This is a genomic window from Streptomyces sp. NPDC087310, from assembly GCF_044744405.1.
Taxonomy (GTDB): Bacteria; Actinomycetota; Actinomycetes; order Streptomycetales; family Streptomycetaceae; genus Streptomyces.
In genome coordinates this window covers 171754-195389 of record NZ_JBIUYF010000002.1, presented here as the reverse complement: position 1 = coordinate 195389, position 23636 = coordinate 171754, and the positions used below count along the sequence as shown (strand labels likewise).

21 protein-coding genes and 3 pseudogenes are annotated in these 23636 nt (G+C 71.3%); 14 read left to right on the top strand and 10 right to left on the bottom strand.

Annotated features, from left to right (window positions below):
• The first annotated feature begins 22 nt into the window (after window positions 1–22).
• The gene (locus tag ACIO3P_RS06950) at window positions 23–1048 is read left to right on the top strand and encodes a hypothetical protein (protein WP_329827773.1); all 1026 of its coding nucleotides are present in this window, start codon (window positions 23–25) and stop codon (window positions 1046–1048) included.
• Window positions 1049–1156: 108 nt separating this feature from the next.
• On the opposite strand, the pseudogene ACIO3P_RS06945 reads toward ACIO3P_RS06950, so the two are convergent.
• Window positions 1157–1405, bottom strand: a pseudogene (locus ACIO3P_RS06945) (MBL fold metallo-hydrolase); the annotation flags it as partial.
• Here ACIO3P_RS06945 and ACIO3P_RS06940 point away from each other — a divergent pair.
• From ACIO3P_RS06940 to ACIO3P_RS06930, 3 genes and pseudogenes are all read left to right on the top strand, one after another.
• Window positions 1405–1545 (top strand): annotated as a pseudogene (locus tag ACIO3P_RS06940) (TetR family transcriptional regulator); the annotation flags it as partial. The pseudogenes ACIO3P_RS06945 and ACIO3P_RS06940 sit on opposite strands and share 1 nt — an antisense overlap.
• 188 nt (window positions 1546–1733) lie before the next feature.
• On the top strand, window positions 1734–3263 hold the full coding sequence (locus ACIO3P_RS06935; RefSeq protein WP_401848695.1) for an ABC1 kinase family protein: 1530 nt from the start codon (window positions 1734–1736) through the stop codon (window positions 3261–3263).
• A 51-nt stretch (window positions 3264–3314) separates the two neighbouring features.
• A complete protein-coding gene (locus ACIO3P_RS06930) occupies window positions 3315–4523 on the top strand; it encodes a threonine synthase (RefSeq protein ID WP_401848697.1) in 1209 nt (402 codons plus the stop codon).
• A gap of 29 nt (window positions 4524–4552) precedes the next feature.
• Here the strand turns inward: ACIO3P_RS06930 and ACIO3P_RS06925 are convergent, their stop codons facing one another.
• Window positions 4553–5656: a LacI family DNA-binding transcriptional regulator gene (locus ACIO3P_RS06925; protein ID WP_329827770.1), complete on the bottom strand. Its 1104-nt coding sequence runs from the start codon at window positions 5654–5656 to the stop codon at window positions 4553–4555.
• 133 nt (window positions 5657–5789) lie between these two features.
• Here ACIO3P_RS06925 and ACIO3P_RS06920 point away from each other — a divergent pair, with 133 nt between their 5' ends.
• Window positions 5790–6971 carry a Gfo/Idh/MocA family oxidoreductase gene (locus ACIO3P_RS06920; protein ID WP_329827769.1) on the top strand — a complete coding sequence of 394 codons (1182 nt, stop codon included), beginning with the start codon at window positions 5790–5792 and terminating at the stop codon, window positions 6969–6971.
• A gap of 312 nt (window positions 6972–7283) precedes the next feature.
• Here ACIO3P_RS06920 and ACIO3P_RS06915 read toward each other — a convergent pair.
• Window positions 7284–7721: pseudogene (locus ACIO3P_RS06915) on the bottom strand (class I SAM-dependent methyltransferase); the annotation flags it as partial.
• 166 nt (window positions 7722–7887) lie between these two features.
• On the opposite strand from ACIO3P_RS06915, the gene ACIO3P_RS06910 reads away from it, so the two are divergent.
• Window positions 7888–8259: a metalloregulator ArsR/SmtB family transcription factor gene (locus ACIO3P_RS06910; RefSeq protein ID WP_329827768.1), complete on the top strand. Its 372-nt coding sequence runs from the start codon at window positions 7888–7890 to the stop codon at window positions 8257–8259.
• 101 nt (window positions 8260–8360) lie between these two features.
• On the opposite strand, the gene ACIO3P_RS06905 is transcribed toward ACIO3P_RS06910, so the two are convergent.
• The 4 genes from ACIO3P_RS06905 to ACIO3P_RS06890 form a co-directional block, all read right to left on the bottom strand.
• Window positions 8361–8732, bottom strand: coding sequence for a hypothetical protein (locus ACIO3P_RS06905; RefSeq protein WP_329827767.1), 372 nt, complete (start codon window positions 8730–8732; stop codon window positions 8361–8363).
• 208 nt (window positions 8733–8940) lie between these two features.
• Window positions 8941–9306, bottom strand: coding sequence for a metalloregulator ArsR/SmtB family transcription factor (locus tag ACIO3P_RS06900; protein ID WP_329827766.1), 366 nt, complete (start codon window positions 9304–9306; stop codon window positions 8941–8943).
• 90 nt (window positions 9307–9396) lie between these two features.
• A complete protein-coding gene (locus ACIO3P_RS06895) occupies window positions 9397–10323 on the bottom strand; it encodes a helix-turn-helix transcriptional regulator (RefSeq protein WP_329827765.1) in 927 nt (308 codons plus the stop codon).
• A 140-nt stretch (window positions 10324–10463) separates the two neighbouring features.
• Window positions 10464–11651 carry a S1 family peptidase gene (locus tag ACIO3P_RS06890; protein ID WP_329827764.1) on the bottom strand — a complete coding sequence of 396 codons (1188 nt, stop codon included), beginning with the start codon at window positions 11649–11651 and terminating at the stop codon, window positions 10464–10466.
• A gap of 458 nt (window positions 11652–12109) precedes the next feature.
• Here ACIO3P_RS06890 and ACIO3P_RS06885 point away from each other — a divergent pair, with 458 nt between their 5' ends.
• The 3 genes from ACIO3P_RS06885 to ACIO3P_RS06875 are packed head-to-tail and all read left to right on the top strand — an operon-like array spanning window position 12110 to window position 14431.
• Window positions 12110–13132: a sugar kinase gene (locus ACIO3P_RS06885; protein WP_401848699.1), complete on the top strand. Its 1023-nt coding sequence runs from the start codon at window positions 12110–12112 to the stop codon at window positions 13130–13132.
• Complete coding sequence (locus ACIO3P_RS06880) at window positions 13119–13766, top strand: bifunctional 4-hydroxy-2-oxoglutarate aldolase/2-dehydro-3-deoxy-phosphogluconate aldolase (RefSeq protein ID WP_401848701.1); 648 nt, start codon at window positions 13119–13121, stop codon at window positions 13764–13766. The genes ACIO3P_RS06885 and ACIO3P_RS06880 overlap by 14 nt, the downstream gene beginning before the upstream one ends.
• Before the next feature lie 38 nt (window positions 13767–13804).
• Window positions 13805–14431: a GntR family transcriptional regulator gene (locus ACIO3P_RS06875; protein ID WP_329827761.1), complete on the top strand. Its 627-nt coding sequence runs from the start codon at window positions 13805–13807 to the stop codon at window positions 14429–14431.
• Window positions 14432–14446: 15 nt separating this feature from the next.
• On the opposite strand, the gene ACIO3P_RS06870 is transcribed toward ACIO3P_RS06875, so the two are convergent.
• Complete coding sequence (locus ACIO3P_RS06870) at window positions 14447–15250, bottom strand: carbon-nitrogen hydrolase family protein (protein ID WP_329827760.1); 804 nt, start codon at window positions 15248–15250, stop codon at window positions 14447–14449.
• A gap of 69 nt (window positions 15251–15319) precedes the next feature.
• Entirely contained in the window at window positions 15320–16696 is a 1377-nt protein-coding gene (locus tag ACIO3P_RS06865; RefSeq protein ID WP_401848703.1) for an MFS transporter, read from the bottom strand.
• Window positions 16697–16842: 146 nt separating this feature from the next.
• Here ACIO3P_RS06865 and ACIO3P_RS06860 point away from each other — a divergent pair, with 146 nt between their 5' ends.
• From ACIO3P_RS06860 to ACIO3P_RS06845, 4 genes are all read left to right on the top strand, one after another.
• Window positions 16843–17529 carry a DUF2848 domain-containing protein gene (locus tag ACIO3P_RS06860; RefSeq protein ID WP_329827758.1) on the top strand — a complete coding sequence of 229 codons (687 nt, stop codon included), beginning with the start codon at window positions 16843–16845 and terminating at the stop codon, window positions 17527–17529.
• A gap of 74 nt (window positions 17530–17603) precedes the next feature.
• A complete protein-coding gene (locus ACIO3P_RS06855; protein WP_401848704.1) occupies window positions 17604–18290 on the top strand; it encodes a TetR/AcrR family transcriptional regulator in 687 nt (228 codons plus the stop codon).
• Window positions 18287–19765: an MFS transporter gene (locus ACIO3P_RS06850; protein WP_401848705.1), complete on the top strand. Its 1479-nt coding sequence runs from the start codon at window positions 18287–18289 to the stop codon at window positions 19763–19765. The genes ACIO3P_RS06855 and ACIO3P_RS06850 overlap by 4 nt, the downstream gene beginning before the upstream one ends.
• 126 nt (window positions 19766–19891) lie before the next feature.
• A complete protein-coding gene (locus tag ACIO3P_RS06845; RefSeq protein ID WP_329828130.1) occupies window positions 19892–20860 on the top strand; it encodes an aldo/keto reductase in 969 nt (322 codons plus the stop codon).
• 28 nt (window positions 20861–20888) lie between these two features.
• On the opposite strand, the gene ACIO3P_RS06840 is transcribed toward ACIO3P_RS06845, so the two are convergent.
• Window positions 20889–21752: a helix-turn-helix domain-containing protein gene (locus tag ACIO3P_RS06840; protein ID WP_401786080.1), complete on the bottom strand. Its 864-nt coding sequence runs from the start codon at window positions 21750–21752 to the stop codon at window positions 20889–20891.
• A gap of 470 nt (window positions 21753–22222) precedes the next feature.
• Here ACIO3P_RS06840 and ACIO3P_RS06835 point away from each other — a divergent pair, with 470 nt between their 5' ends.
• Window positions 22223–23635, top strand: coding sequence for an MFS transporter (locus tag ACIO3P_RS06835; RefSeq protein WP_401848706.1), 1413 nt, complete (start codon window positions 22223–22225; stop codon window positions 23633–23635).
• Window position 23636: the final 1 nt, after the last annotated feature.

The following is a 23636-nucleotide window of genomic DNA, read 5'->3' as shown; positions in this document are numbered from 1 at the left end:
CCCCATCGGGACGGAGTACCCCATGCACGAGACACCTCACCCCAGCCGCCGCATCCTCCTCACGTCGGTCGGCGCGACCGCGGCGGCGCTCGCCGTCGGCTCCACGGCCGCCGCGGCGCCGGCCACCGACTCCACGGCCGCACCGGCCGCGGCGCCCGGCGGGTTCCCCGACTACCGTTACGTCAAGACCCTGCTGAAGCCCTCACAGCTCACGTACAACCCCACCGGCGAGATCATCTTCCCGTGCATCCGCGGCACCGCGGGACGGCTCTCCGCACCGCTGGGCCGCTACTACCTCTACTACGCGCCGCACGACGCGCCCGGCGGGATCTGCCTCGCCTACGGGGACCACATAGAAGGGCCGTTCACCGAGTACCCGCGCAACCCGCTCGTCGCGAACGTCTGGCAGCCGCACTACTCCGTGAGCCATGTGTCCTCCCCGCACGTGATGTGGAACGAGAGCGCCAAGGAGATGTGGCTCTACTTCCACGGCGAGAACACCACGACGCGACTGGCCCGGTCCAAGGACGGCATCAACTTCACCTACGACAGGACGGTCCTCACCACGTCCATGCTGCCCGCGGGCACCACGGAGACCTCGTACGCCCGGGTCTTCCCGCACGAACTGCCCGCGAGGAACGCCCACTACGTGATGCTCTTCATGCTGAACAACCGGACCAACCACCGGGACATCCACTGGGGCTGGTCGGCCGACGGCCGTACCTGGACCTTCGACCAGAAGGCCCTCGTCAGCCACTCCGACGTGTCGGCCGTCAACATCGGCGGCCCGCATCTGCTGACCCGTAACGGCAGCGCCTACGTCGTCTACAACAAGGACAAGTCGAGCGGTGGCGACCTCATGATCACCGAGGTCGGGAAGGACTTCACGCTCCGCCGCCACCTCGGCCGCTTCTACGACTCCGGGAACGGCGCGCCCGACAACGGCCGCAGCGCCGCCCCCAGTTTCGGCACCGAAGGGGGCGTGCCCTACATGGTGTACGAGGCGGGGGAGCGCCTTCAGGGCAGCATCGCCGTCGCCAGGGGCTGACGCCGCGCGGACCCTTCCCGCACCGGAGCGACCCGATACCGTGCGTACGGGCTGCTCCGGTGCGGGCCGCTCCCGGCTCCGGCCGGGCCGGACGGCCGGTCAGGCGGCGGGGACGAGGGTGTCCGTGCCGGCCAGACGCAGGCCCGGGACGAGCTCGGCGCCCTCGGTCGGGACGTCGACGGTGTCCAGCAGACCCGCCCGCTCGACGGGGATCACCGAGTCGCGGAACGTCTGCTCGCGCGCCTCCTCCATGGCGTACCCGGCCCGGAACTCCCGCTCGGTGCGGGAGGTGACGTAACGGGAGCGGGGGAAGGTGGGGACCCACGCGCCGTTCTCCTTCCGGGTGTTCCGGCCGACCCGCCGTCGAGACGGTCATGGACCGCGTCGTCGCCCCCTTGATGTACCGCATCTTCTTCCGTCCGGCCGGGCTGGACACCGCGTACGCGCATCGGCTCGTGGACGAACTCCTCGGCGCCGGCGCGGCCTCCGGCCGGTGACGTTCGAGCGCCGGAGTGCGCCGCTCCCTTCACACGTTCCCTCGCAACACCGTGCGCCCCACCCGCGGGGGATGGGAGCCGGGCGCGCAGGACAGGCTGCACCCACTGTGTGCGCCCGCCGCACACAGCCCGCGTGGGCTTCCTTGCGCCGCCACGGTCCACGGCCGTCCGAGCCATAGGAGCTGCCCATGGGCAACAGCCGCCGCGCGAGGAAGATCGTCAAGGCGCTCGGTCGTCTGGCGGCCGAGGAGGCCGGGCGCAGGGTGCACCGGCGAGGCGGGGGTAAGGGGCGGGACCGCGGGGACGAGGCGCGCTCCCGGGCGCGTGCCGCGCGGCACGCGCTGGAGGACCTGGGCCCGCTGTACATCAAGGTGGGGCAGATGCTGTCGACCAGGCCGGACATGGTGTCGGCGGCCATGGTCGAGGAGTTCCAGAAGCTCCACGACCATGTGGCGCCCAGCCCGTTCGCGGATTTCGAACCGGTGCTTGCCGGAGAGCTGGGGCCCGACTGGGCCACCGGCTTCCGCCATGTCGATACGGAGAACCCCCTCGGTACGGCGTCCCTGGCGCAGGTCTACCGGGCCGTGCTCGCCGACGGCACGCCGGTGGCGGTGAAGATCCAGCGACAGGGGGTGCGCGAGGTGATGGAGGCCGACATGGAACTGCTGACCGGGCTCGCGCGCTTCGCCGGGCGGCGCGCTCCCCGGCTCAACGCGGTCATCGACTTCGAGTCGATGCTGAGTGTGCTGTTCGACGCGATGCACCCGGAGCTGGACTTCGTCCTCGAAGCGAGGAACATGAGGACCGCCGCCAGGGCCGCGTCCGGCTTCAAGCACATCGCCGTACCGGACGTCATCAGGGCCACACCCCGGGTGCTCATCCAGACGCTGGCGCCCGGCTGTTCCATCCGGGAAGCGGATCCGGCGGCCTTCACCGTCCAGCAGCGGACGGACATCGGCCGCGACCTGCTCGCGTTCATGTACCAGGGCTATTTCCTCGACGGGTGGTTCCACGCCGACCCCCACCCGGGCAACATCTTCGTCCATCCCGGCTCGCCCGCGTATCTCATCGACTGGGGCATGGTCGGCCGAATAGACCGCTCCCTCGGCACCCACCTCCTGCGTGTCCTGCTCAGCGTCGCGCAGAACGACGGGACCGCTCTCGCGCAGGCGTGGATCGAGCTCGGCGACGCCACCCCGTGGGCCCAGGTCAACGCTTTCAGCGGCGACATGGTCGCCCTCGTCCCCAAGGTCGCGGCCGCGTCCTTGGAAGACCTCGACTTCGGCCTCACCCTGACGGCGATCCTCGAACGCTCGACCAAGCGGGGCATCAAGACCAACCCCATGATCGCCGTACTCGGCAAGTCCTTCGCCAACATCGAGGGGTCCATCAGATACCTGAGCCCCGAACTCTCCCTCCTCGACGTCTTCGAGACGGAAATGGTCCCCATCGTCCAGGGGTACATCAGGAAGTTCGCCTCCGGCCCGCAGCTCGTCCACGCCCTCCTCGAAGGCATCGACGACACCACCCGCACACCCCAGCAACTCCGGGGCATCATCCGCGACCTCGCCGAACACAGGCTGACGGTGAACGTCGCCCACCCCCAGGGCCTGCCCACCGCGTGGAACCTGCTGGAAGGCGCCTCCCACCGGATACGCGACGCGGCGCTGCTCACCATGATGGTCCTGTGGTGGCGCCGGTCCCGCGCCGCGCGATGACGACGGCTGACACGGATGAGCCGGTCCCCGCCACCCCCTAGACTCGGCGGCGTGGACGGAGAACAGCGGCCGGAGCGCGCCGTCGGGGCGAACAGCCCGGGGGACGGCCTGCCGGATCTGGTGTGCGCGCGGTGCGGGGCGCTCCACCCGGTGGCGGGGCCGGCCTGGCGCTGTCCGTGCGGCGGGATCCTGGACGTCGCGCCGTTCCCCGTCGCACTCGACCCCGTCGCGCTCACCGGACGGCCCGCCACGATGTGGCGCTACGCCGAGGCCCTGCCGCTGCGCGTCGATCCGCGGGTCTCGCTCGGCGAGGGGATGTCGCCGCTGGTGGAGTCGGTGCTGCCGGGGGTGCGGTGGAAGCTCGACTTCCTGATGCCGACGCTGTCGTTCAAGGACCGCGGGGCCGTCGTGCTCGCGACGCTCGCCAAGCGGCTCGGTGTCAGGGCCGCGCTGGTCGACAGCAGTGGCAACGCGGGCACCGCTGCCGCCGCCTACTTCGCCCGCGCCGGCATCCCGTGCCGGGTCCTCGTACCCGCCGCCACCTCCCCGGCCAAACTCGCCCAGATGCGCGCGCACCGCGCGGCCGTCACCCTGGTGCCCGGCTCGCGGGCCGACACCTCCGCCGCGGCCGTCGCCGCGGCGGACGAACCCGGGGTGATGTACGCCAGCCATGTGTTCCACCCGTACTTCCTGCACGGCGTGAAGACCTACGGCTACGAGATCTGGGAGCAGTACGGCAGGACCCTGCCCGACACGGTCGTCGTCCCCGTCGGCAACGGCACCCTGGTCCTCGGCTGCCATCTCGCCTTCTCCGAGCTGGTCGCCGCGGGTCTCGCCGAGCGGATGCCCGTGATCGTCGCCGTACAGGCGTCCGCCTGCTCGCCGCTGGCGCGGGCCGTGGAACAGGGCGCGGACGCCCCGGTCGCCGCCGACGGGGGAGCGACGATCGCGGAGGGCATCGCGATCGCGGCGCCACCGCGCGGTGAGCAGATCCTGCGGGCGGTCCGCGCGACCGGCGGCACCGTCGTCGCGGTGACCGACGAGCAGGTCGCGGCGGCCCGTACCGAACTGGCCGCCGAGGGGCTGTTCGTCGAGCCCACCTCCGCCGTCTGCTGGGCCGCCGTCCGCGCGGCCCGCACCGGGACCACGGACGCGGACCACCCGGCCTGGGCGGCGGCGCGTACCGCCCTCGGCGCGGCGGAGGTCGTCGTACCGCTGTGCGGCGCGGGCCTCAAGTCCCCGGGCGACGGCGACGCCTGAGGGCGCGCCGCCACGCGTACGGGGCCGGCTCAGCTCTCCGGGCGCGGCAGACCGCGCTCGTACGCCTCGGCCGGCTGCCGCGTCCGCGCGGGGGCCGCGGTCGTGCCGCGGACCATCAGGCGCGGCGTCAGGACGATCTCGCGCGGGACCGAGCGCCCGCCGTCCAGCCGCTCCACCGCCGCCGCCACGGCGTGGCGGGCCTGTTCCTCCGGGTTCTGGCTGACGGTGGTGAGGTCGAAACTGGCGAGCCGGGACAGGACGCTGTCGTCGTAGCCGACGACCGAGAGGGTGTCCGGTACGGAGACGCCCGCCTGGCCGAGGGTGCTCAGCACGCCCACCGCGCACCGGTCGTTGCACGCGATGACCGCGCTCGGCAGCGCGTCCTCCGCGAGCAGCAGCTCCGCCGCCCGCGCCCCGGCCTCCTCGGTGTGGTGGCCCGGGAGCACCCTGATCCGGTCGGTGAGCCGGTGGGCGCGCATGGCGGTGCGGTAGCCGCGGCGCCGGTCCGCCGCGATGCTGCCCTTGCCCCCGTCGATGAAGGCGATGTCCCGGTGGCCCAGCTCCACCAGATGGGCCACCGCCCGGCCCAGCCCCTCGTCGTCCGAGGCGCGTACGACGTCCAGGTCGGCCGCCGGGATCCGCCGCCCGACGGAGATCACCGGCAGCCGGCGGTCGAGCGAGGTCAGCCGCGCGGCGGGTATCTCGGTGCCGAGCAGGACCAGCGCCTCGGCGCGGAAGTCGAGCAGGGTCTCCACGGCCTGGCCCTCGTCGCGGATGCGCGTCAGCGTGGAGAGCGCCAGGTCGTACCCGACCTCCTCGGCCGCGACGTACAGGTTCTCGACCAGCTCGGCGTGGAAGCTGTTGCGGATGTCGAAGGTGACGCCGAGCACGCGGCTGCGCCGGCGCGCGAGGAGGCTGGCCGTGCGGTCGGGGCGGTAGCCGATCCGGGCGGCGGCTTCGAGGACCCGCTCGCGGGTCCCCGCGCTGGGGCCCGGGGCGTTCCGCAGGACCAGTGAGACCGACGCCGGTGAGAGTCCGACCAGCTCGGCGACGTCCTCCAGCCGCGGGCGGCGGTTCCGCGCGCCACCGTCGGTCTCTGCGCTGTCCCGGCCGCCGGAGTCCGGTCTCTTCACTGGCTGACCCTCCAAGGCCGTCCGGTCGTTCTGTGCGACACCCCTTGACACCCCGTGGTGACCCGGCCGATAGTACCAGCGACTTAAAGCGCTTTAAAAGCACTCGGTGAACGAGTGACGAAGGAGGATTCCCATGTCCACATCGTCGATCGGGGTGGCAGTCATCGGAGCCGGGATGGCCGGCCGGGCGCACCTCAACGGGTACCGCACGGCGTCGACCCTCTTCGACCCCGACCTGCCCGAGGTGCGGCTCGTCGCCGTCGCCGACGCCCATGAGCCGTTCGCCCTCGACGCCGCCCGCCGGTACGGCTACCAGCGCGCCGAGACCGACTGGCGGACGATCGCCGCCGCGCCGGACATCGACGCCGTGAGCGTCGTGGTCGCCAACCCGCTGCACCGCGAGATCGTCGAGGGGCTGCTCGCGGCCGGAAAGCACGTGCTGTGCGAGAAGCCGCTGGCGCCGAGCACGGCCGACGCGCAGGCCATGGTCGACGCCGCGGCGCGGACGGACCGCGTGGCCGCCGTCGGCTTCACCTTCCGCCGCTCGCCCGCGATCAACGCGATCCGGGAGCAGATCACCGAGGGCGGCCTCGGCCAGGTGCGCCACTTCAACGGCCACTACTGGTGCGACTACGGGCACAACCCCGACGCCCCCATGAGCTGGCGCTACCGGGGCGGGGCCGGCTCCGGCGCGCTCGCCGACATCGGCAGCCACCTCGTCGACCTCGGCGAATTCCTGTGCGGACCCGTCGAGAGCGTGCGCGGTACGGTTCTGACCACCGTGGTCCCGGACCGTCCGACGCCGCTGGGCACCGCGGTGGGCCACTCCGCCGACGTCCAGGTCAGCGATGAGCGGGTGCCGGTCGAGAACGAGGACATCGCGACCTTCACCCTGAATTTCCGGAGCGGCACCGTCGGCACCATCTCCGTCTCCCGGGTCGCCTACGGCCTCGCCAACTCCCTCGGGTTCGAGGTCTTCTGCGACGGCGGGGCCGCCGCGTTCGACCTGGTGCGTCCCGGTGAGTTCACCATCGCCGACGCCTCACCGGCCGGGCCCGTCAACGGATACCGGCAGGTCCTGATCGGCCCCGACCACCCGTACATCGCGCGGGGGCTGCCCATGGACTTCCCCAGCGTGGGCCACGGGCAGAACGAGTTCTTCGCCTTCCAGGCGCGGGCGTTCCTCGACCAGATCGCCGGTCTCGACCGGCTGCCGCACTGCCCTCCGCTCGCCCACGGGCTGCACAACCTGCGGGTCCTCGACGCGGCCGTGGCCGCCGCGAACGCGGACGGCAAGAGCGTCACGGTCGGGTAGCCCCTTCCCCGGCTCGTTTCCCCGTGCGGCGACGGTGATGATCTCCGGGCCGGTGGCGGTCAGCGGCTGCCGGAGCCAGTCACCGTACTGAGCCTCCACGGTGAGCCCCGCACCGGCCAGGAACGACGTCACCTCGTCCGCGCCGAGGAAGCGCAGGGTGGAGCGGCTCAGTCGGGGGCCGTCCCAGCCGGGGCTGGTGTAGCGGGTGGTGAAGCTGACCCTGTCCCCGCCGTCGTACGGATCGGCCTCGTTGGCGACCCGTACGACGGCACCCGTGGCGTCGACGACCTCGACGGCGCGGTCCGGGGTCCACTCGCCCCAGGCGCGCGCCGCCGGGTTGCGGGTCTCGAAGACGAAGCGGCCCTCGTCGGTGAGGGCGTCCCTGACCGCCGCGAACGCGCCCCGTACCTCCTCGTCCTCCAGGAGGACCTGGAAGGCGTGCCCGGTCATCACGACCAGGTCGAACGCGCGGTCCCAGTGGGTGGTGGAGAGATCGCCGAGGATCCACTCGACGTCCGTCCGGCGACGGGCCCGCTCCAGCATGCCGTCCGCCGGGTCGAGACCGCACAGCCGCCCCTGGTGCCCCGCCGCGCGGGCGCGGTGCAGCAAGTCGCCCGTACCGCAGCCGACATCGAGTACGGAGCGCGCCGACATCACCAGCGGCAGATAGAAGGCGAAGTCAGGTCGGCCCGCGCAGACCGCGTCGTACAGCGCGGCGAGATCCCGGTCGGAGAAGAGTCGGTCGACCATGGAGCCTGTATACCCTGGGTGCCCGGCCGGTAATGTGGGATTTTCCCAGGGGCATCACGTGGAGGTGACGGCCCTGGCGGCCCTGACGGCGTGGGAACGGCCCCGTGGCAGGGACTTCCGGGCAGATGCGCTGTACGCGGTACGCGCGGGAAATGAGGCAAGGCCGGTGAGCGCGCCGCTGTACCAACTGAAGGCAGAGTTCTTCAAGACGCTGGGGCACCCCGTCCGTATCCGGGTCCTCGAACTGCTCAGCGAGCGGGAGTACGCGGTCTCCGAGATGCTGCCGGAGGTCGGTGTCGAGCCCGCCCAGCTCTCCCAGCAGTTGGCCGTGCTGCGCCGCGCCAATCTCGTCGTGACGCGCAGGGAGGGCTCGGCCGTCCACTACGCGCTCGCCCACCCCTATCTCGCGGAGCTGCTGAGCGTCGCCCGGGCGATCCTCTCCGGGGTGCTGGCTGGGCAGGCCGAACTCCTCGCCGATCTGCGCGCCGCCGACTCCGGCGCCACACCTCCGCAGGACGGCCCGTACGAGGGGTCCTGAGCGGGCCGGGACGAGAGGTCCCAGGCCGGCCGGGACGAGAGCCCGACCGGCGCCGCCGCCCTTCGCGGAAGGCTTCCCGCACGTGCTCGCCGCTCCGCCGCCTACACGTCCACCTCGTTCTCGATCCGCTTCAACTGGTGGCGCGCCATGGCCAGATTGGCGCGCGCCCGGTCCAGTACGAGATACAGGAACAGCCCCTGTCCTGCCGAGCCGGACAGCGGCCGGATCACGTGGTACTGGGAGCCCAGCGTGATCAGGATGTCCTCGATGGCGTCCTGGATGCCGAGCGTTTCCAGGGTCCGCATCTTGGCCCGTACGACATCGGTGTTCCCCGCCGCGGCGACGGCGAGGTCCAGATCCTTGCTCCCGCCCAGCGTGCCCAGCGCCATGCCGCTGGTGTAGTCGACCAGAGCGGCGCCCTGGGCGCCCTCGATCATCATCGCGTCCTTCAGTGCCACGTCCGCGCTTGCCATGAACCCCGGTCCTCTCGGCCTGGTGAACCCTCAGGATGACGAGTTTATCGAGTAACGACTTATGTGGGATGGTGAATTGAAGATATCTTCAACTAGAAGACGTGATTCCGCTTCTGTCGTCCGTTCGGACGGTCCGCAGTGGTGTGTGGGGCGGGCGGGCTCCCCAGGGGCTCCCCAGGTCCTCCCTAGGTCCTCCCCAGAGGTCCCCCTAGGGAACTTCCTGCCGCTCCAGGGAGTGCCCGTTCTCGCGCAGCTGCGAGAGCAGATCCTCCTGCCCGGCCAGCAGTTCGACCAGGATCCGCCGCGCCGCCCGCAGCAGCTCCGCCACGTCCCCGCCGGCCAGCTCGTACACGACGGTCGAACTGCTCCGCGTCGCCGTCACGATCCCCGCGCGGCGCAACACCGCGAGCTGCTGGGAGAGGCTGGACGGCTCGATCTCGATCGCGGTGAGCAGCTCCCGTACCGGCATCGGCCCGTCCTGGAGCAGTTCCAGCACACGGATGCGCACAGGATGCCCCAACATGCGGAAGAACTCCGCCTTCGCCTGGTACAGCGGAATCTGTGCCCCCGTCACGGAACGTCCCTCACTCTCCGAGGGCGCCACCCCGGCGCCCCCACCACGGCAGAAGTCCTCCACCTTAATTGCCCCCTCACGGCGGCCGTTTCAGGGGTGCCGCGGCTGCTCCGGCCACTCCCAGGAGACACCGTGGATGCCCGCCGGGCAGCGGCCCGGCGCCGAGTGGACCGTGTGCGAGGCGTCCAGGGCGACCCGGTGGTTGTAGCTCATCTCCGCCCCGGAGTGCTCGCGGTAATAGCGGTGGCTGACCACCGGCAGCGCCGCCGGATGGAAATAGACATGGAGCAGATAATCGCGCAGCCGGACGCGGGTGCGGCGTTCGTAATGGTCGTCGACACCGTCCCCGGGATCGACGGAAAGGGTGTAGTCGATGACCACCGTCTCGTTCTTCGCGAGTTTCCGGCCGAACTGTATGTCGATGACGACCGTACTCACTTCGGGAAGGAAGCGGACAGGCCCGGGAATTCCGCAGCGAACCGTGGTGCGGACCGCCCGCGCCCCGCTGTCGACGGTGTGGACGGCGGTGAGCCGGTCGGCGCCCTCGCGGGCCGCGCGCAGTACCTGCTGGATCGCGATGGAGCACAGCCGCCGGTTCTCGTCGATGGTGACGGTCTCCCGGATGCTCAGCGTGCTGATGGCCTCGTTGAGCCGCGCGAAGTCGGGGCCGAGGATCTGTTCCGCCAGGGAGTTCTCCCCGAAGACCCGGTGGGAGGAGCTGAGGTCGTGGGCGGGCGGCGCGACCCGGCCGCGCGGGCGGTACGGGCCGATCAGCGAACGCAGGGTCCCGGGCGGCAGTTCGAGGATGGTCTCCAGCGCGTCCACGGCCCGCAGCGAATCGGCCCGTTCGGGCTCGCTGCGCCCCCGCTGCCAGTAGCTGAGGGTGGTCAGGCTGATCTGGATGGACTGCTCGGCGAGCCGGCTGCGGACACGCTCCAGGGACAGGCCGCGTCTCTTGATGGCCTGCTGGAAGACCTCGGCGAAGACGGGCGAGGAGGAATCCGGGTCCTGGTGCACTGGATTCCCCTCCGGGTCGAGCGGTGGAGCCGCGCCGTGCCCGCACGGGCAGGACCGCCCACCGTATCCGATGGGCGGTCCTGGGGCCGGTGGGGGGCGGCCCGGTGATGCGGCAGGTGGGGCTTACCGCCGGGGGGTGCTCAGTTGGTGTTGAGGGTCAGGCCGTAGTACGAGAGGGCGTCGTCCAGGGGCTGGAAGTAGGAGGAGCCCGGCGAGTTGACGCTGCCGGTGCAGCGCTGCGCGGACGGGCCGCCCGAGGTCATCCCCTGGGCCTGGTTGCCGGAGATGTAGGCGCCGCCGCTGTCGCCGCCCTGGGTGCAGACCGAGGAACTGCCCAGGCCGGTGACGACGGTGTCGGGACCGCCGTTGGCGTCGCTGTAGGTGACCGTCACGTTGTACGAGTTGACCTTGCCGCAGGTCCAGAAGGTCGTACGGCCCGACTTGCACAGGGCGGCGCCGGACGCGGCCCGCGCGCTGCCCTGGACGGCGACGGTGCCCGCGCTGCCGTACGTACCGACCTGCGTGGCTATGGAACTGCCCGAGTCGACGGCCGCGATGCCCATGTCGACGCTGCGACTGCCCACCGCGAAGCGGCTGTTGGTGCCCTGGGCGAAGCGCGTGCCCTTGTACGACAGGACGGGCAGGTCCTCGATGCAGTGGCCGGCGGTGACGAGGTACTGACGGCCGGACCCGTCACGGGCGCCGTAACCGACGGAGCAGACATAGCCGTTGAAGGACATCTCGTCGCCCGGGGAGACGACCGCCTGCGTGGACAGCTCTTCCTTGCCCTCGACGACGCGGACGGCGTCGCCGTGGGCCCGCGCGGCCTTGATGAAGGACTTCGCCGCCGCGCTCTTCGCGCTGTTGACCTCGACGGTGACCGTGTCGGTGGCGAGATCCACCGACCAGGCGGTGACACCGGCCGGCGTCTGCTTCAGCGCCTTGGCGTCCAGCTCCGCCTTGATGCGGTCGAGCGCGGCCTGGCCGTGCTCGGCCACCCGCGGGGTCAGACCGGCGTCCTCGATGCGCTGTTCGGCGCGGGCGTCGGCGGCGTTGACGACGAGGCTGCCGGCTCTGTCGAAGAAGGCGCCGTCCGTGGCGACCCCCTGCCGGTCGAGCTTCGAGAGCTCGGCCTGCTGGTCCGCCTGATCGTCCAGCCGCTCGACGGCCGCCGTCTCGCTGACGCCGAGTGAGGTGGCCAGGGCCTTGACCATCGCGGGGTCGTAGCGCTCGGCGGTCTGTTCGCCCGCCTGGGCGCCGGTCACGACGCTGACGGAGAGCAGGGCGCCCGCGGCCGCGGCCACGAGAATGTTCCGGGAGACTCGCACAGTCATTCCTTCCGGTTCACGGAGCACACGGCCGTGCATGGGGGGAGGAAAACGGCGTGGGGAAGCCGATTTCACAAGAGGGGGGAGCCGTGTGTCCGGCGGCAACCAGGGTGCTTGGTGGCCGTGACCGGAACTCTGGCCTATTTTCTCGGGCCGGTTCAAGAGAGTTCCGACGGCCGAAATTCAACAGAGTTGAGCCGCACTGTTGAAACGGCTTGAGCGGAAAGGGAAAAAGAGGAATATGCCGGGCGCCCGGTGCGGTGAATGTGCCCGAACGGTGTACTCGTGGCGGTCGTTCGGTGGAGGGGAGTTTCGTCCGGTGCGCCGGACCGGCGGCCGAGAGGGGCGGCGAGCGGCGCACGGAGGCCGCGGGCCGGGTCGTTGACGCCTCAATCCGGCCGACCTACGTTTTGCTTACGTCGCCGAGGAGTTGCCGTAGGCGCGACCGGAGGGATGTTGTGGACACCGGATCGGAGATCGCCCCCCTCGCCCCTCTCACCTCTCTGGACCCTCCCGCCCCGCTCGATCTGCTCGCCATCGGCGAGACGATGGTCATGGTCACGCCCCGGCACGGCGGCGGGCTGAGCGCCGACAACACCTTCGTCCTGCGCCCCGGCGGCGCCGAGTCGAACGTCGCCGCCCTGATGGCCCGTCTCGGCCACGCCACCGCCTGGGCGGGCGCGGTCGGCACCGATCCGTTCGGCGATCTGATCACCGACACACTGCGCGCCCAGGGCGTGGACGTCGGGCTCGTACGGCGCGACGCGCTGCGCCCCACCGCCGTCTACTTCAAACATCCGACCGCCGAGGGCACCCAGGTCTTCTACTACCGCACCGGTTCGGCGGCGACGGCGATGCACACCGGCGACATCACGGCCTGGCGCGCCAGGCCCGCCCGCGTGACCCATCTGTCCGGCATCACCGCGGCACTCTCCGGGCAGAGCCTCGACCTCGTACGGCACCTCGTGTACGACCGCCCCCTCGGGCCCGGCACGCTCAGCTTCGACGTCAACCACCGGCCCGTCCTCTGGGGCGCGGGACGGGGCGTGGCGGAACTCCTCGACCTGGCCAGGCGCAGCGACATCGTCTTCGTCGGCCGGGACGAGGCACAGGCGCTGTGGGGGACGTCCGACGCGTCGAGCGTCCGCGCCCTGCTCCCCGAACCGGCCCATCTGATCGTCAAGGACGCCGCCGTCGAGGCGGTCGCCTTCACCCCCGAGGGCGTCTTCCGCGCCCCGGCGCGCACGGTGGAGGTCGTCGACGCCGTCGGCGCGGGCGACGCCTTCGCGGCGGGCTGGCTCAGCGGACTGCTGGACGGCCGCGACCAGGAGACCCGGCTGCGCCTCGGCCACTACGCCGCCGCCCAGGTGCTGCTCTCCCCCTCCGACCACGCGGAACTGCCCCCGGCCCACCAGGTCGTCGCCCTGCTGGAAGGCTCGTCACGCGGCCAACCGAGAGGACACGACCGTGGAATCCGATGAGTTCTTCCAGCACCACTTCGCGCGTAACCCCGTCCTCGGCATCTTCCGCGGCCTCACCCCCGGGAAGACGGTGGAGATGTGCGAGCGGGCCTGGGACTTCGGGGTCGAACTGGTCGAGGTCCCCGTACAGACCCGCGACGCGCTCCCCGCGCTGCGTGCGGCGATCGGCGCGGCCGAACGCCTCGGCAAGCGGGTCGGCGCCGGTACGGTCACCTCCGTCGGCCGGCTGACCGCCGTCCAGGAACTGGGCGCCGCCTTCACGGTGGCGCCCGGCTTCCACCCCGACGTCGTCGCCGAGTCGGCGCGCCTCGGAGTGCCCCATCTGCCCGGCGTGGCCACCTCCACCGAGATCGCCGCGGCTCTCGCCTCCGGCCGTACCTGGCTCAAGGCGTTCCCCGCGAGACAACTGGGCCCCGACTGGGTGGCCGCGCAACTCGCCCCGTTCCCCACGGCCCGCTTCGTCGCGACGGGTGGGGTGGACGCCTCGAACGCCGCGTCGTTCCTTGCCGCGGGCTGCCACGCCGTCGCCGTCGGCTCCGCCCTCACCGACCCGGAGGCGCTTCCCGCGCTCCGGGAGGCCCTCGCACACGGCGCGGACCGGCGGGGGAGGCCCGGCAGCGGACCCGCGTGGTAGTTTTTGTATACTCGTTGTATGCAACCCTGGGGGAAGTCGTGACGTCGGGCCGGGAGAAGGCGTACGCGTTCCTCAAGGAGGAAGTGCTCACCGACCCCGAACTCCAGGGCGGGTTCCTCTCCGAGCAGGAGATCGCGGACCGTATCGGCGTCTCCCGCACCCCCATCCGCGAGGCGCTGCTGCTGCTCGCCGCCGAGGACCTGGTCAGGCTGGTCCCCAAGCGCGGCGCGCAGATCGTGCCCCTCTCCGGGCGGGAGATCACCGAACTGATGGAGCTGCGCGGCATCGTCGAGCGGTACGCCGCCGAGCGTGTCGTCCCCGACGGCCGGGCCCCCGTGGCCGAGCTGACCGCGCTGCTGGAGCGGCAGCGTGATCTGAGCGGGTCCGAGCACGCCAAGGAATTCATCGCGGTGGACCACCAGTTCCACGCGACGATGATCGCCGCCGTGGGCAACGCGCTGCTCACCCGCCACTACGACGGGCTGCGCAGCCGGCAGATCCGGGCCGGAGTGGTGGCGCTCTACAACCAGCACGGCCGGCAGGAGGCCGTACTGCGGGAACACCAGGCGATCCTGGCCGCGATCGCCGCCGGTGACGCGGGGGCCGCGTGCACGGCGATCGACAGCCACCTGGAGACGACCCTCAAGGTCCTCCTCGCAGGCTAGAACCGAAGGGCCAGGTCAATTCGCCCCGGAAAGACGCCGGTTGGCGAGTACGGGGATGGCCTGGCGTACGGAGGTCACCTCGGCCGGGTCGAGGTCGGCCAGCAGCATCCCCGGGGCCCCGTCGAGCGACTGCCGTACGGTTCCGTCCGGGCCGATGACCGCGCTGTGGCCGATCCCGGTGGGCGCGTTCGACGTCGCGGGCGTACCGGACGCCGCCGGGTCCGCCTGGCCCACGGCGGCGAGCCACAGCGTCGCGTCGAGCGCGCGGGCGCGCGTCAGCAGTTCCCACTGCTCCCGCTTCCCGGGGCCCGCACCCCAGGAGGCCAGCAGCAGCGAGACCACCGCGCCCGCGTCGGCGTGGGCCCGGAACAGCTCGGGGAAGCGGACGTCGTAGCAGGTCGCGAGGCCGATGCGGATACCGTCCACATCGATGGTGACCACCTCGGAGCCGGGCGCCACGGTGTCGGACTCGGCGAAGCCGAAGGCGTCGTACAGGTGGATCTTGTCGTAGGCGGCCTCCACCCCGGGACCGGTGGCCAGCAGTGTGTTGGCCACCTTGCCGTCCGTCGCGGGGGTGAACATCCCCGCCACCACCACGAGCCCGGTGTCCTTGGCGATCCGGCGGACCTCCCCGGCCCAGGGGCCGTCGAGCGGTTCGGCCACCGGGGCGAGCGGGGTGCCGAAGCAGGCCATCGACGCCTCGGGGAAGACGACGGCGCGGGCGCCCCCGTCCGCCGCGCGGTGGGCCTGTTCGCGCAGGAGGCCGAGGTTGGACTCGGGGTCGGGGCCGGTGGTGAGCTGGCTCAGCGCGATGCGCATGGGCGGTTCCTTCCGTTGTACGGGACGGGGCGTGCGGGTGCCGTGGGCGAGGGAGTCGAAGCGGTGCGGTCAGCGGGTGGGCGCCCCGTCCGACCGTACGGATGTCGCGGCCGTGTCCCCGGTCCGCGGGCTCGGCGGCTCCTCCTCGTCGGCGTCCTTCGCGTCGCGGCCCAGCCACACACCGCCGATCGTGACGACCGCGGTGATCGCGATGTAGAGCGCCAGCGGCACCCAGGAGTTGTACGCGTCGAGCAGCGCCGTGAACAGCAGCGGAGCCACCGCCCCGCCCACGACCCCGGCCAGTGTGTAGGCGAGCGAGGAGCCCGTGTAGCGCAGCCGCGGGGAGAACTGCTCCGAGATGAAGGCCGCCTGAGGGCCGTACATCAGCGAGTGGATGGCGAGCGCCACCACCACACCGGCGGCGAGCAGCGGCCAGCTCCCGCCGGCGGTCAGCGGGAAGAACACGAACGGCCACACTCCGGCCGCCAGCGCCGAAACCCCGTACAGCAGACGCCGGTTGACCCGGTCGGAGAGAGCGCCCGCCAGCGGGATGAGGAAGATCTGGAACGTCGAGCCGATGAGGACGGCGCCCAGCGCCGAGCCGCGTGACATGCCGAGTTCGCCGGTCGCGTACGTCAGGACGAAGACGGTGAACAGCGCGTACAGCACGTCCGGGGCGATCCGGCTGAGGATCGCGGCGGCCAGTGCGCGCGGGTGGGTGGTGAAGACTTCCTTGATCGGGGCCTCGGGGCGCGTCTCCTCCGCCTCCATGGCCTGGAAGACCGGGGTCTCCTCCAGCTTCGTACGGATCCACAGCCCGAAGACGACCAGGACCCCGGAGAGCAGGAACGCCACGCGCCAGCCCCAACTGATGAACTGCTCGTCCGTGAGCAGGATGCCGAGGGCGGCGAGGACGCCGTTGGCCAGCAGATTGCCGGCGGGCGGGCCGACCTGCGCGGCCGAGGCGTAGAAGCCGCGCCGCTTCGGATCGCCGAACTCGCTGGACAGCAGTACGGCGCCGCCCCACTCGCCGCCGACCCCGACGCCCTGCGCGAAGCGGAGGATCACCAGCACGATCGGGGCGGTCACACCGATCGTCGCGTACGACGGGAGCAGACCGATGAACAGGGTCGCGACGCCGATCAGCACGAGCGTCGCGATGAGGACCTTCTTGCGGCCGATCTTGTCGCCGAGACGGCCGAAGACGAAACCGCCCAGCGGGCGGGACACATAGCCGACGGCGTACGTGGAGAACGCCAGCAGGGTGCCGGTGGCCGGGTCCTCCGAGGGGAAGAACACCTCGCCGAAGACCAGGGCGGCGGCCACGGAGTAGATGGCGAAGTCGTACCACTCCAGGGCGGTTCCGGTGAGGCTGGCGAAGAAGGCGCGGCGGACCGCGGAGCCGCTGGGCGGGGATTGATCCGTGCTCGTGCTGGTGTGGTTCACGACATCCGTCCTTGGGTGGGGCGCGCCGCCATCGGGGGAGGGCGCACTGTCGACCTTCCGGCATACTTCTTGTATACAGGTGGTATGCGCAAGCCTTCCGCGCAAAGTTAACCTCGCCGATACCGTGAACGATGTGGAGAACTCCCATGGCGCTGCTCACCTTCGAACTGCCCGACGGCACCACCCGGCAGGCCGATGTCGTCCAGGTGCTCAACGCCGGCTACGCGGGCCGCAGCCAGGACGACGTGGCCGCGCACGTGGCCGAACTCGCCGAGCTCGGGGTGCCCGCTCCGTCCGTCACCCCCGCTCTCTACCCGGTTTCTCCCTACCTCGCCCAGCACACCGAACAGGTCAGCGTCCAGCACGGCCGCACCTCCGGTGAGGCGGAATGGGCGCTGGTCGTGGACGGGGAGGGCGAGCTGCTGCTGACCGCCGCCTGCGACCACACCGACCGTGAGCTGGAGGTGCACGGGGTGGCCTGGAGCAAGAACGCGGGCCCGGACGTGCTCGCCCGCCGCGCCTGGCGGCTGGCCGATGTGCAGGACCGGCTCGACAGCATCACCCTGCGGGCCTGGGTGGGCCGCGAGGGCGCGGAATCCCTCATCCAGGACGGCACGCTCGCCGAACTGCTCACCCCGGCGTACTGGGCCGAGGTGCTGCGCGAGCGGGGCGATCTCGTGCCCGGCACGGTGCTGATCTCCGGCACGATCCCCATGGTCGAGGGCGTGGACCAGTTCGCCGACCGCTGGCGGGTGGAGCTGGGTGACCCGGCCACCGGCGACACGATCGGGCTCGCGTACGACGTGGTGCGCATGCCGGCGCCCATCGGCTGAGCCGCGCCGCCGGAGCCCGGTGCGCGCCCCGCAGTGCGTAGACACTGTCTACCCGGTAGTGGTAGACAGTGTCTATGAGTGCATACGACGCGGGCCTGCGGGCCCGTCTGGTGGCGGTCGGTGTCGATCTCGTGGCCCGGGAGGGGGTACAGGCGCTCTCCCTGCGCGAGATCGCCCGGCAGGCCGGGGTCTCGCACGGCGCGCCGCGCCGCTACTTCCCGACACACGCCGCCCTGCTGTCCGCCATCGCACGCCAGGGCTTCGCCGCACTCGCGGCCGAGGCCGCCGCGGCGGTCGCGGCGGTCGCGGACGGCGGTGGAGCGACGGACGGCAGGACGGTGGCGGACGGCGGCGGGGCGACGGACGGTGCGGCGCCGGCCAATGGCAGGGCGGTGGGCCCGCGCGCCCGGATCCTGGCGCTCGGACGCGTCTATCTCGGCTTCGCCGCCGCCAACCGCGGCATGTTCGAGCTGATGTTCCGCCACGATCTGCTGGAGAACGGCGGGCCCGGACAAGCCCCCGGGCTACGGGAGACCAGCCTGCCGCTCTTCGGCGTGCTCGTGGACCTCGTCGCCGAGGTGCGGCCCCGGTCCGACGGCGCGCCGACGCCCGAAGTGGTCGCCGGCGCGCTGTGGGCCAATCTGCACGGCATCGCGCAGTTGTGGGCCTGGGGCAGTCTCCAGCTCGCCTCCGGTGTCGACGACGCCGAGCCGCTGCTCCGCGCCGCGCTCGACGCGCACCTCGGGCCGGAGCGCCCGTGAACTCCCCGGAGGCGACGGAGCGCGGAGCGCCCGGGAGAGCCGGACTCCCACAGCGCCTGGTCCTCGCCGGGAGTGTCACCGGCGCCGCGATCGTCGCCCTCGACGGCACCGTACTGACCATCGCGCAGCCCAGCATGCAGCGCGATCTGCACGCCACCTTCCCCCAGGTCCAGTGGACCAGCACCGGCTACCTCATCGCCGTGGCCGGACTGCTCGTCCTCGCCGGACGCCTCGGGGACCGGTACGGCCACCGCCAGATCTTCGCCGTCGGGATGCTCGGCTTCGGCGCCGCCTCGGCGGGCATCGGCCTGGCGCCCGGCGTCGGCTGGGTGATCGGGCTGCGCGTCGTCCAGGGCGTTTTCGGCGCCCTGCTGCAACCGGCCACCCTCGGGATGCTGCGTGCCGCGTACCCGCCCGACCGGCTCGCGGCGGCCATCGCCCTGCGTACCGGCGCCATCGGGGTGGCCGCCGCCGCTGGCCCGGTCGTCGGCGGCGCGCTCACCGCCCACTTCGGCTGGCGCGCCGTCTTCCTCCTCAACGTCGTCCCCGCGCTCGTGATCGGCGTACTGACCCTCACCGTCCGGATCCCGGACCGGCCGGGGGACGCCACCGCCCGGCTCGACCTGCCCGGCGCCGGGCTGCTCGCGGTGGCCCTGGTCGGTCTGGTCCACACCCTCGTCGGGCTGCCGGAGACCGGCTGGACACCGGCGACGGCGCTGGGGTGCGCGGTCGTCGCGGTCGCCGCCACCGCGTTCGTACGTCACGAACGGCGGACCGCGCACCCGCTGGTGCCGCCCGGCCTCCTCGGCCGCTCGGCGCTCGGCCCGGCGCTCGCCGTCCTGCTGTGCGCCTCGGCCGCGCTGTTCGGCACCCTCTTCGTCGCCACGTACTTCCTTCAGGACGTGCTCGCGATGGACCCGCTCGAAAGCGGGGTGCGGGTGCTGCCCCTGGCCGTGCTGATGGTGCTGAGCGCACCCGCCGCCGCGGTGCTGTCCCGGCGGTGGGGGCCGTGCGGGACAGCCGCGCCGGCGATGCTCCTGATCGCCCTCGGCATCCTGGTGCTGGCCCCGCTCGACCGCACTTCGCCACTCCTGTTGATCAGCGGCGGCTTCCTCGTACTGGGGGCCGGTTTCGGTACGGTCATGGTCACCACGACGGCCGTCGTCGTACGCCACGCGCCGGTCGCCCGGGCCGGAGTGGCCGGCGGGCTCCAGCAGACGGCGATGAACACCGGCCCGGTGCTGGGCGTCGCCACGGCCGCCACGCTCCTCACCCTCTCCGGAAGCGGGCCGGACGGGCCGAGTGGGCCCGGCGGTGGGGACGCCTTCCTGGACGCCATGGGCTTCACACTGCCGGTCCTCGCGGCCGTCGCCGTACTCGGCGCGCTGCTCGCGACACGGCTGCCCGGGCCCGGGGCGGAGCAGGACCATGAAGCGGACGGAAACTTTCGGATCTTGGTCAGACGTTCCCAATAGTCCGACTCGTGTGTAGCGTCGAGGCGCCGGGCTCCTGGTGAACCGGCCCTCACGCCCCGCCCGACCCCACAGGAGAGTTCGTTGAAACGACCGCCCTACCTCGCCGCCGCCGACCGCTACGAGGGCATGCGGTTCCAGCGCAGCGGTCTGAGTGGCGTACGGCTGCCCCAGGTCTCCCTGGGCCTGTGGCACAACTTCGGTGACACCGCCCCGCTGGAGAACCAGCGCGCCGTGCTGCGCCGCGCGTTCGACCGGGGCGTCACCCACTTCGACCTCGCGAACAACTACGGCCCGCCGTACGGCAGCGCCGAGGCGAACTTCGGGACGGTCTACGCGCAGGACTTCCGGCCCTACCGCGACGAGCTGTTCCTCTCCACCAAGGCGGGCTACGACATGTGGCCCGGTCCGTACGGCGAGTTCGGTTCGCGCAAGCATCTGCTGTCGAGCCTCGACCAGTCGCTGAGCCGGATGCGCGTCGAGTACGTCGACCTCTTCTACTCGCACCGCTTCGACCCGGACACACCCCTGGAGGAGACGGTGGGGGCGCTGGCCTCCGCCGTACGGCAGGGCAAGGCCCTGTACGCCGGGCTGTCCAACTATCCGCCCGAGCAGATGCGGCGCGCGGCCGAACTCCTCAAGGAGCTGGGCACCCCGCTGCTGATCAACCAGCACGCGTACAACATGCTCGACCGTGTCATCGAGCACAACGGGCTGATCGCCGCCTCCGACGAGGTCGGCGCCGGGGTCATCGCCTTCTCGCCGCTCGCGCAGGGGCAGCTCACCGACCGCTATCTCAACGGGGTGCCCGCCGACTCGCGGATGGCCGTCGGTCACTTCCTCAAGCGGGACGCCCTCAGCGACGAGAAGCTGACCCTGCTGCACGCGCTCAACAAGGTCGCGGGCGAGCGTGGCCAGACCCTGGCCCAGCTCGCGCTGGCCTGGGTGCTGCGCGACCCGCGCGTCACATCGGTGCTGATCGGCGCCAGCAGCGTCGGCCAGCTCGACCAGAACCTCGCCGTCCTGGACGCCGCGCCCCTGACGGAGCGGGAACTGGCCGCGATCGACGCCCTGTTGACGGACAGCGCAGTGGCGTAGCCGAGGCACGAGGTGACGCGTTACGGGTTCAGAGCTCCCGGCGGAAGGCGGCCAGAAGCTGCTTCGTGTGGTTCGCGGGCTCCGCGTGGGTGACCATCCGGTCCATCGCCTGCATGTGCGCGGACACCTCGTGGGCCTCGTCCAGATAGAGCGCCCCGGTCAGATACTCGATGTAGACCATGTCGGGCACTTCAGGGATGTCGAAGCGGAACAGGACGAACGGGCTGTACGTTCCGGGGTGCGGCCCCGCGCCGTACTCGGCTATCTGGAGCGTCACGTTCGGCATCTCGACCGCCTCGATCAGCCGGTCGATCTGGGCGCGCATCACGGCCTTCGAGCCGACGTGCCGGCGCAGCACCGTCTCGTCCAGGACGGCCCAGAAGGCCGGGGCGTCGGAGCGGGTGAGCAGCGCCTGTCTCTCCATGCGTAACGCGACATGGCGCTCGATCCGGTGCGGGTCGGTGGTCCGGCCGACCGCCCCCGTGGCCAGGACGGCGTGTGCGTACTCCTCGGTCTGGAGCAGCCCCGGCACGAAGTGCGGTTCGTACGAGCGGATGGTCTTCGCGGCCTCTTCGAGGCTGACGTATCCGCTGAACCAGTCGGGGAGTATGTCGTGGAACCGCTGCCACCAGCCGGGCTTGTTGGCCTCCTCGGCCAGCCGGAGGAAGACCTCGGTGTCCTCGGGGCCGACCCCGTACTCGGGCAGCAGGAACTGGAGATAGGGGATCTTGAGGGAGACCTCGGCGGTCTCCATCCGGCGGACCGTGGCGGCGGTGACCCGGAGCAGCCTCGCCGACTGCTCCCGGCTGAACCCGGCCCTCTCGCGGAGGTTCTGGAGCTGCCTGCCGAGAACGAGCTGCCCGATGGTGGGGGCAGACCGAGGCTCACTCACACTCCACCCCCGACGACCGGTGCCATACCGGGGAGTCTGTCACAGCGATACGGGGTGAGGAGGCCCTGTTGACGGCTTGTGATGTCTGTGCGGTGGGCCGCACACGAACAGGAGGAACGGCGGAGGAGGGGGAGGGGGAGGGGGAGGCGAGGCGAAGGCGGTGAGATCCGGCCGCCGTCAGGCGGACCACGGGGCCGCGTCCCACAGTCGGGGCGCGGCCCCGTTCGGCGTTCACGGGGCTCCGGCGGGGCTCTCGTCGGCCTCTTCCCGCGTCTGTCGCGGTCCGTCGTGGGTCCGTTGTGAGTCCGTCGTGGGTCTGTCGTGGGTCTGTCGTGGGTCTTGACACCGTACGGCGCGAATCCTACGGTACCGAGTGCCGATAAACGGAACAGCGTCTCAATGAATGGGACTTCAGAGCGCTTGGCCGGTCGGTCGGTTCCTGTCACTGACGACGGAAGAAGTGGCCGCGTATGACCTCGCATGTCAGCAGTCCGGACCTGTCCGGACCGCATCTCCGGAGCGCCACCGGGAAAATACTCCGACGCGTCGTTCCCGTATTCGCCGTCATGATGATGTGCAATCAGCTCAACCGTTCCAACATCGGATACGCCCAGTCGCACCTGGAAGCGGATCTCGGTATCGGGGCGGCCGCCTACGGACTCGGCGCCGGACTGTTCTTCATCTCCTACACCCTTTTCGAAATTCCCAGCAATGTGCTGATGGAGAAATTCGGGGCGAAGATCTGGCTCTCCCGGATCTGTGTGAGCTGGGGCATCGTCTCCGCCTGCATGCTCTTCGCACAGGGGGAGTGGAGCTTCTACTTCCTCCGGTTCCTGCTCGGTATGGCCGAGGCCGGATTCGTGCCGGCCGTTCTCTACTACCTCACCAAATGGCTGCCGAACTCGCACCGCGGCCGGGCCAACGCCCGATACGCGGTCGGCGCGCTCGTCGCCTTCTCCGTGTCGGGCCCCGTCTCGGGTCCGCTGCTCGCCCTGGACGGGGCGTGGGGGCTCACGGGCTGGCAGTGGATGTTCCTGACGGAGGGGCTGCTCTCCGTCGGCGTGGGGGTGTTCGCCTTCTTCTGGCTCGACTCGGAGATCAAGGACGCCCGTTGGCTGACCGGCGCCGAGCAGCGCGCCCTGACCGCGGCCATCGCGGCGGACGACGCCGCCGCCTCGGCGGGCCACGGGGACGTGCGCGGCGGGCTGCTCGACGTGCTGCGCGCGCCGAAGGTCCCGCTGCTCTGCTTCATCTACTTCTCGGTCCAGATGTCCATCTACGCCAATACCTTCTGGCTGCCGTCCATCGTGCGCGGTATCGAGGGAACCAACGACTTCACCGTGGGATTCCTTTCGTCCCTGCCCTGGATATGCGCGATCTTCGCCATGTTCACCCTCGCCCGGATCGGCGACCGCACGGGGCGGCGCAAACCACTGCTGATCGGCGCTCTGGTGGTCGCGGCGATCGGGTCCTACGCGGCGGCGGTGAGTACTCCCGTCCTTGCCCTGGTGATGCTGTGCGTGGCCGCGATGGGATTCAAGAGCATCAGTCCGATCTTCTGGCCCATCGTGCAGGGGACCGTGCATCCGATGGTGGTCGGCATGGCCATCGCCCTCATCAACTCGATCGCCAATCTCGGCGGATTCGTGGCCCCGTACGGATTCGGCCTGGTGCAGGAACGGACCGGCAGCACGTCCTGGGGGCTCATCGCCCTGGCGGCTTTCTCCCTCGTCGCCGCGTGCGCGGTTTTCTTCCTCTCCAACACCTCGGCGACCCCGGCGAAGGAACACGAACAAGCGGAAAAGGAAGAGGGAAAGGGGGCGCGGGAGGGTGATGGTGCCGCTGGTCCGCCCACTTCCGTACCTGGAACGATGTCCCACTGAA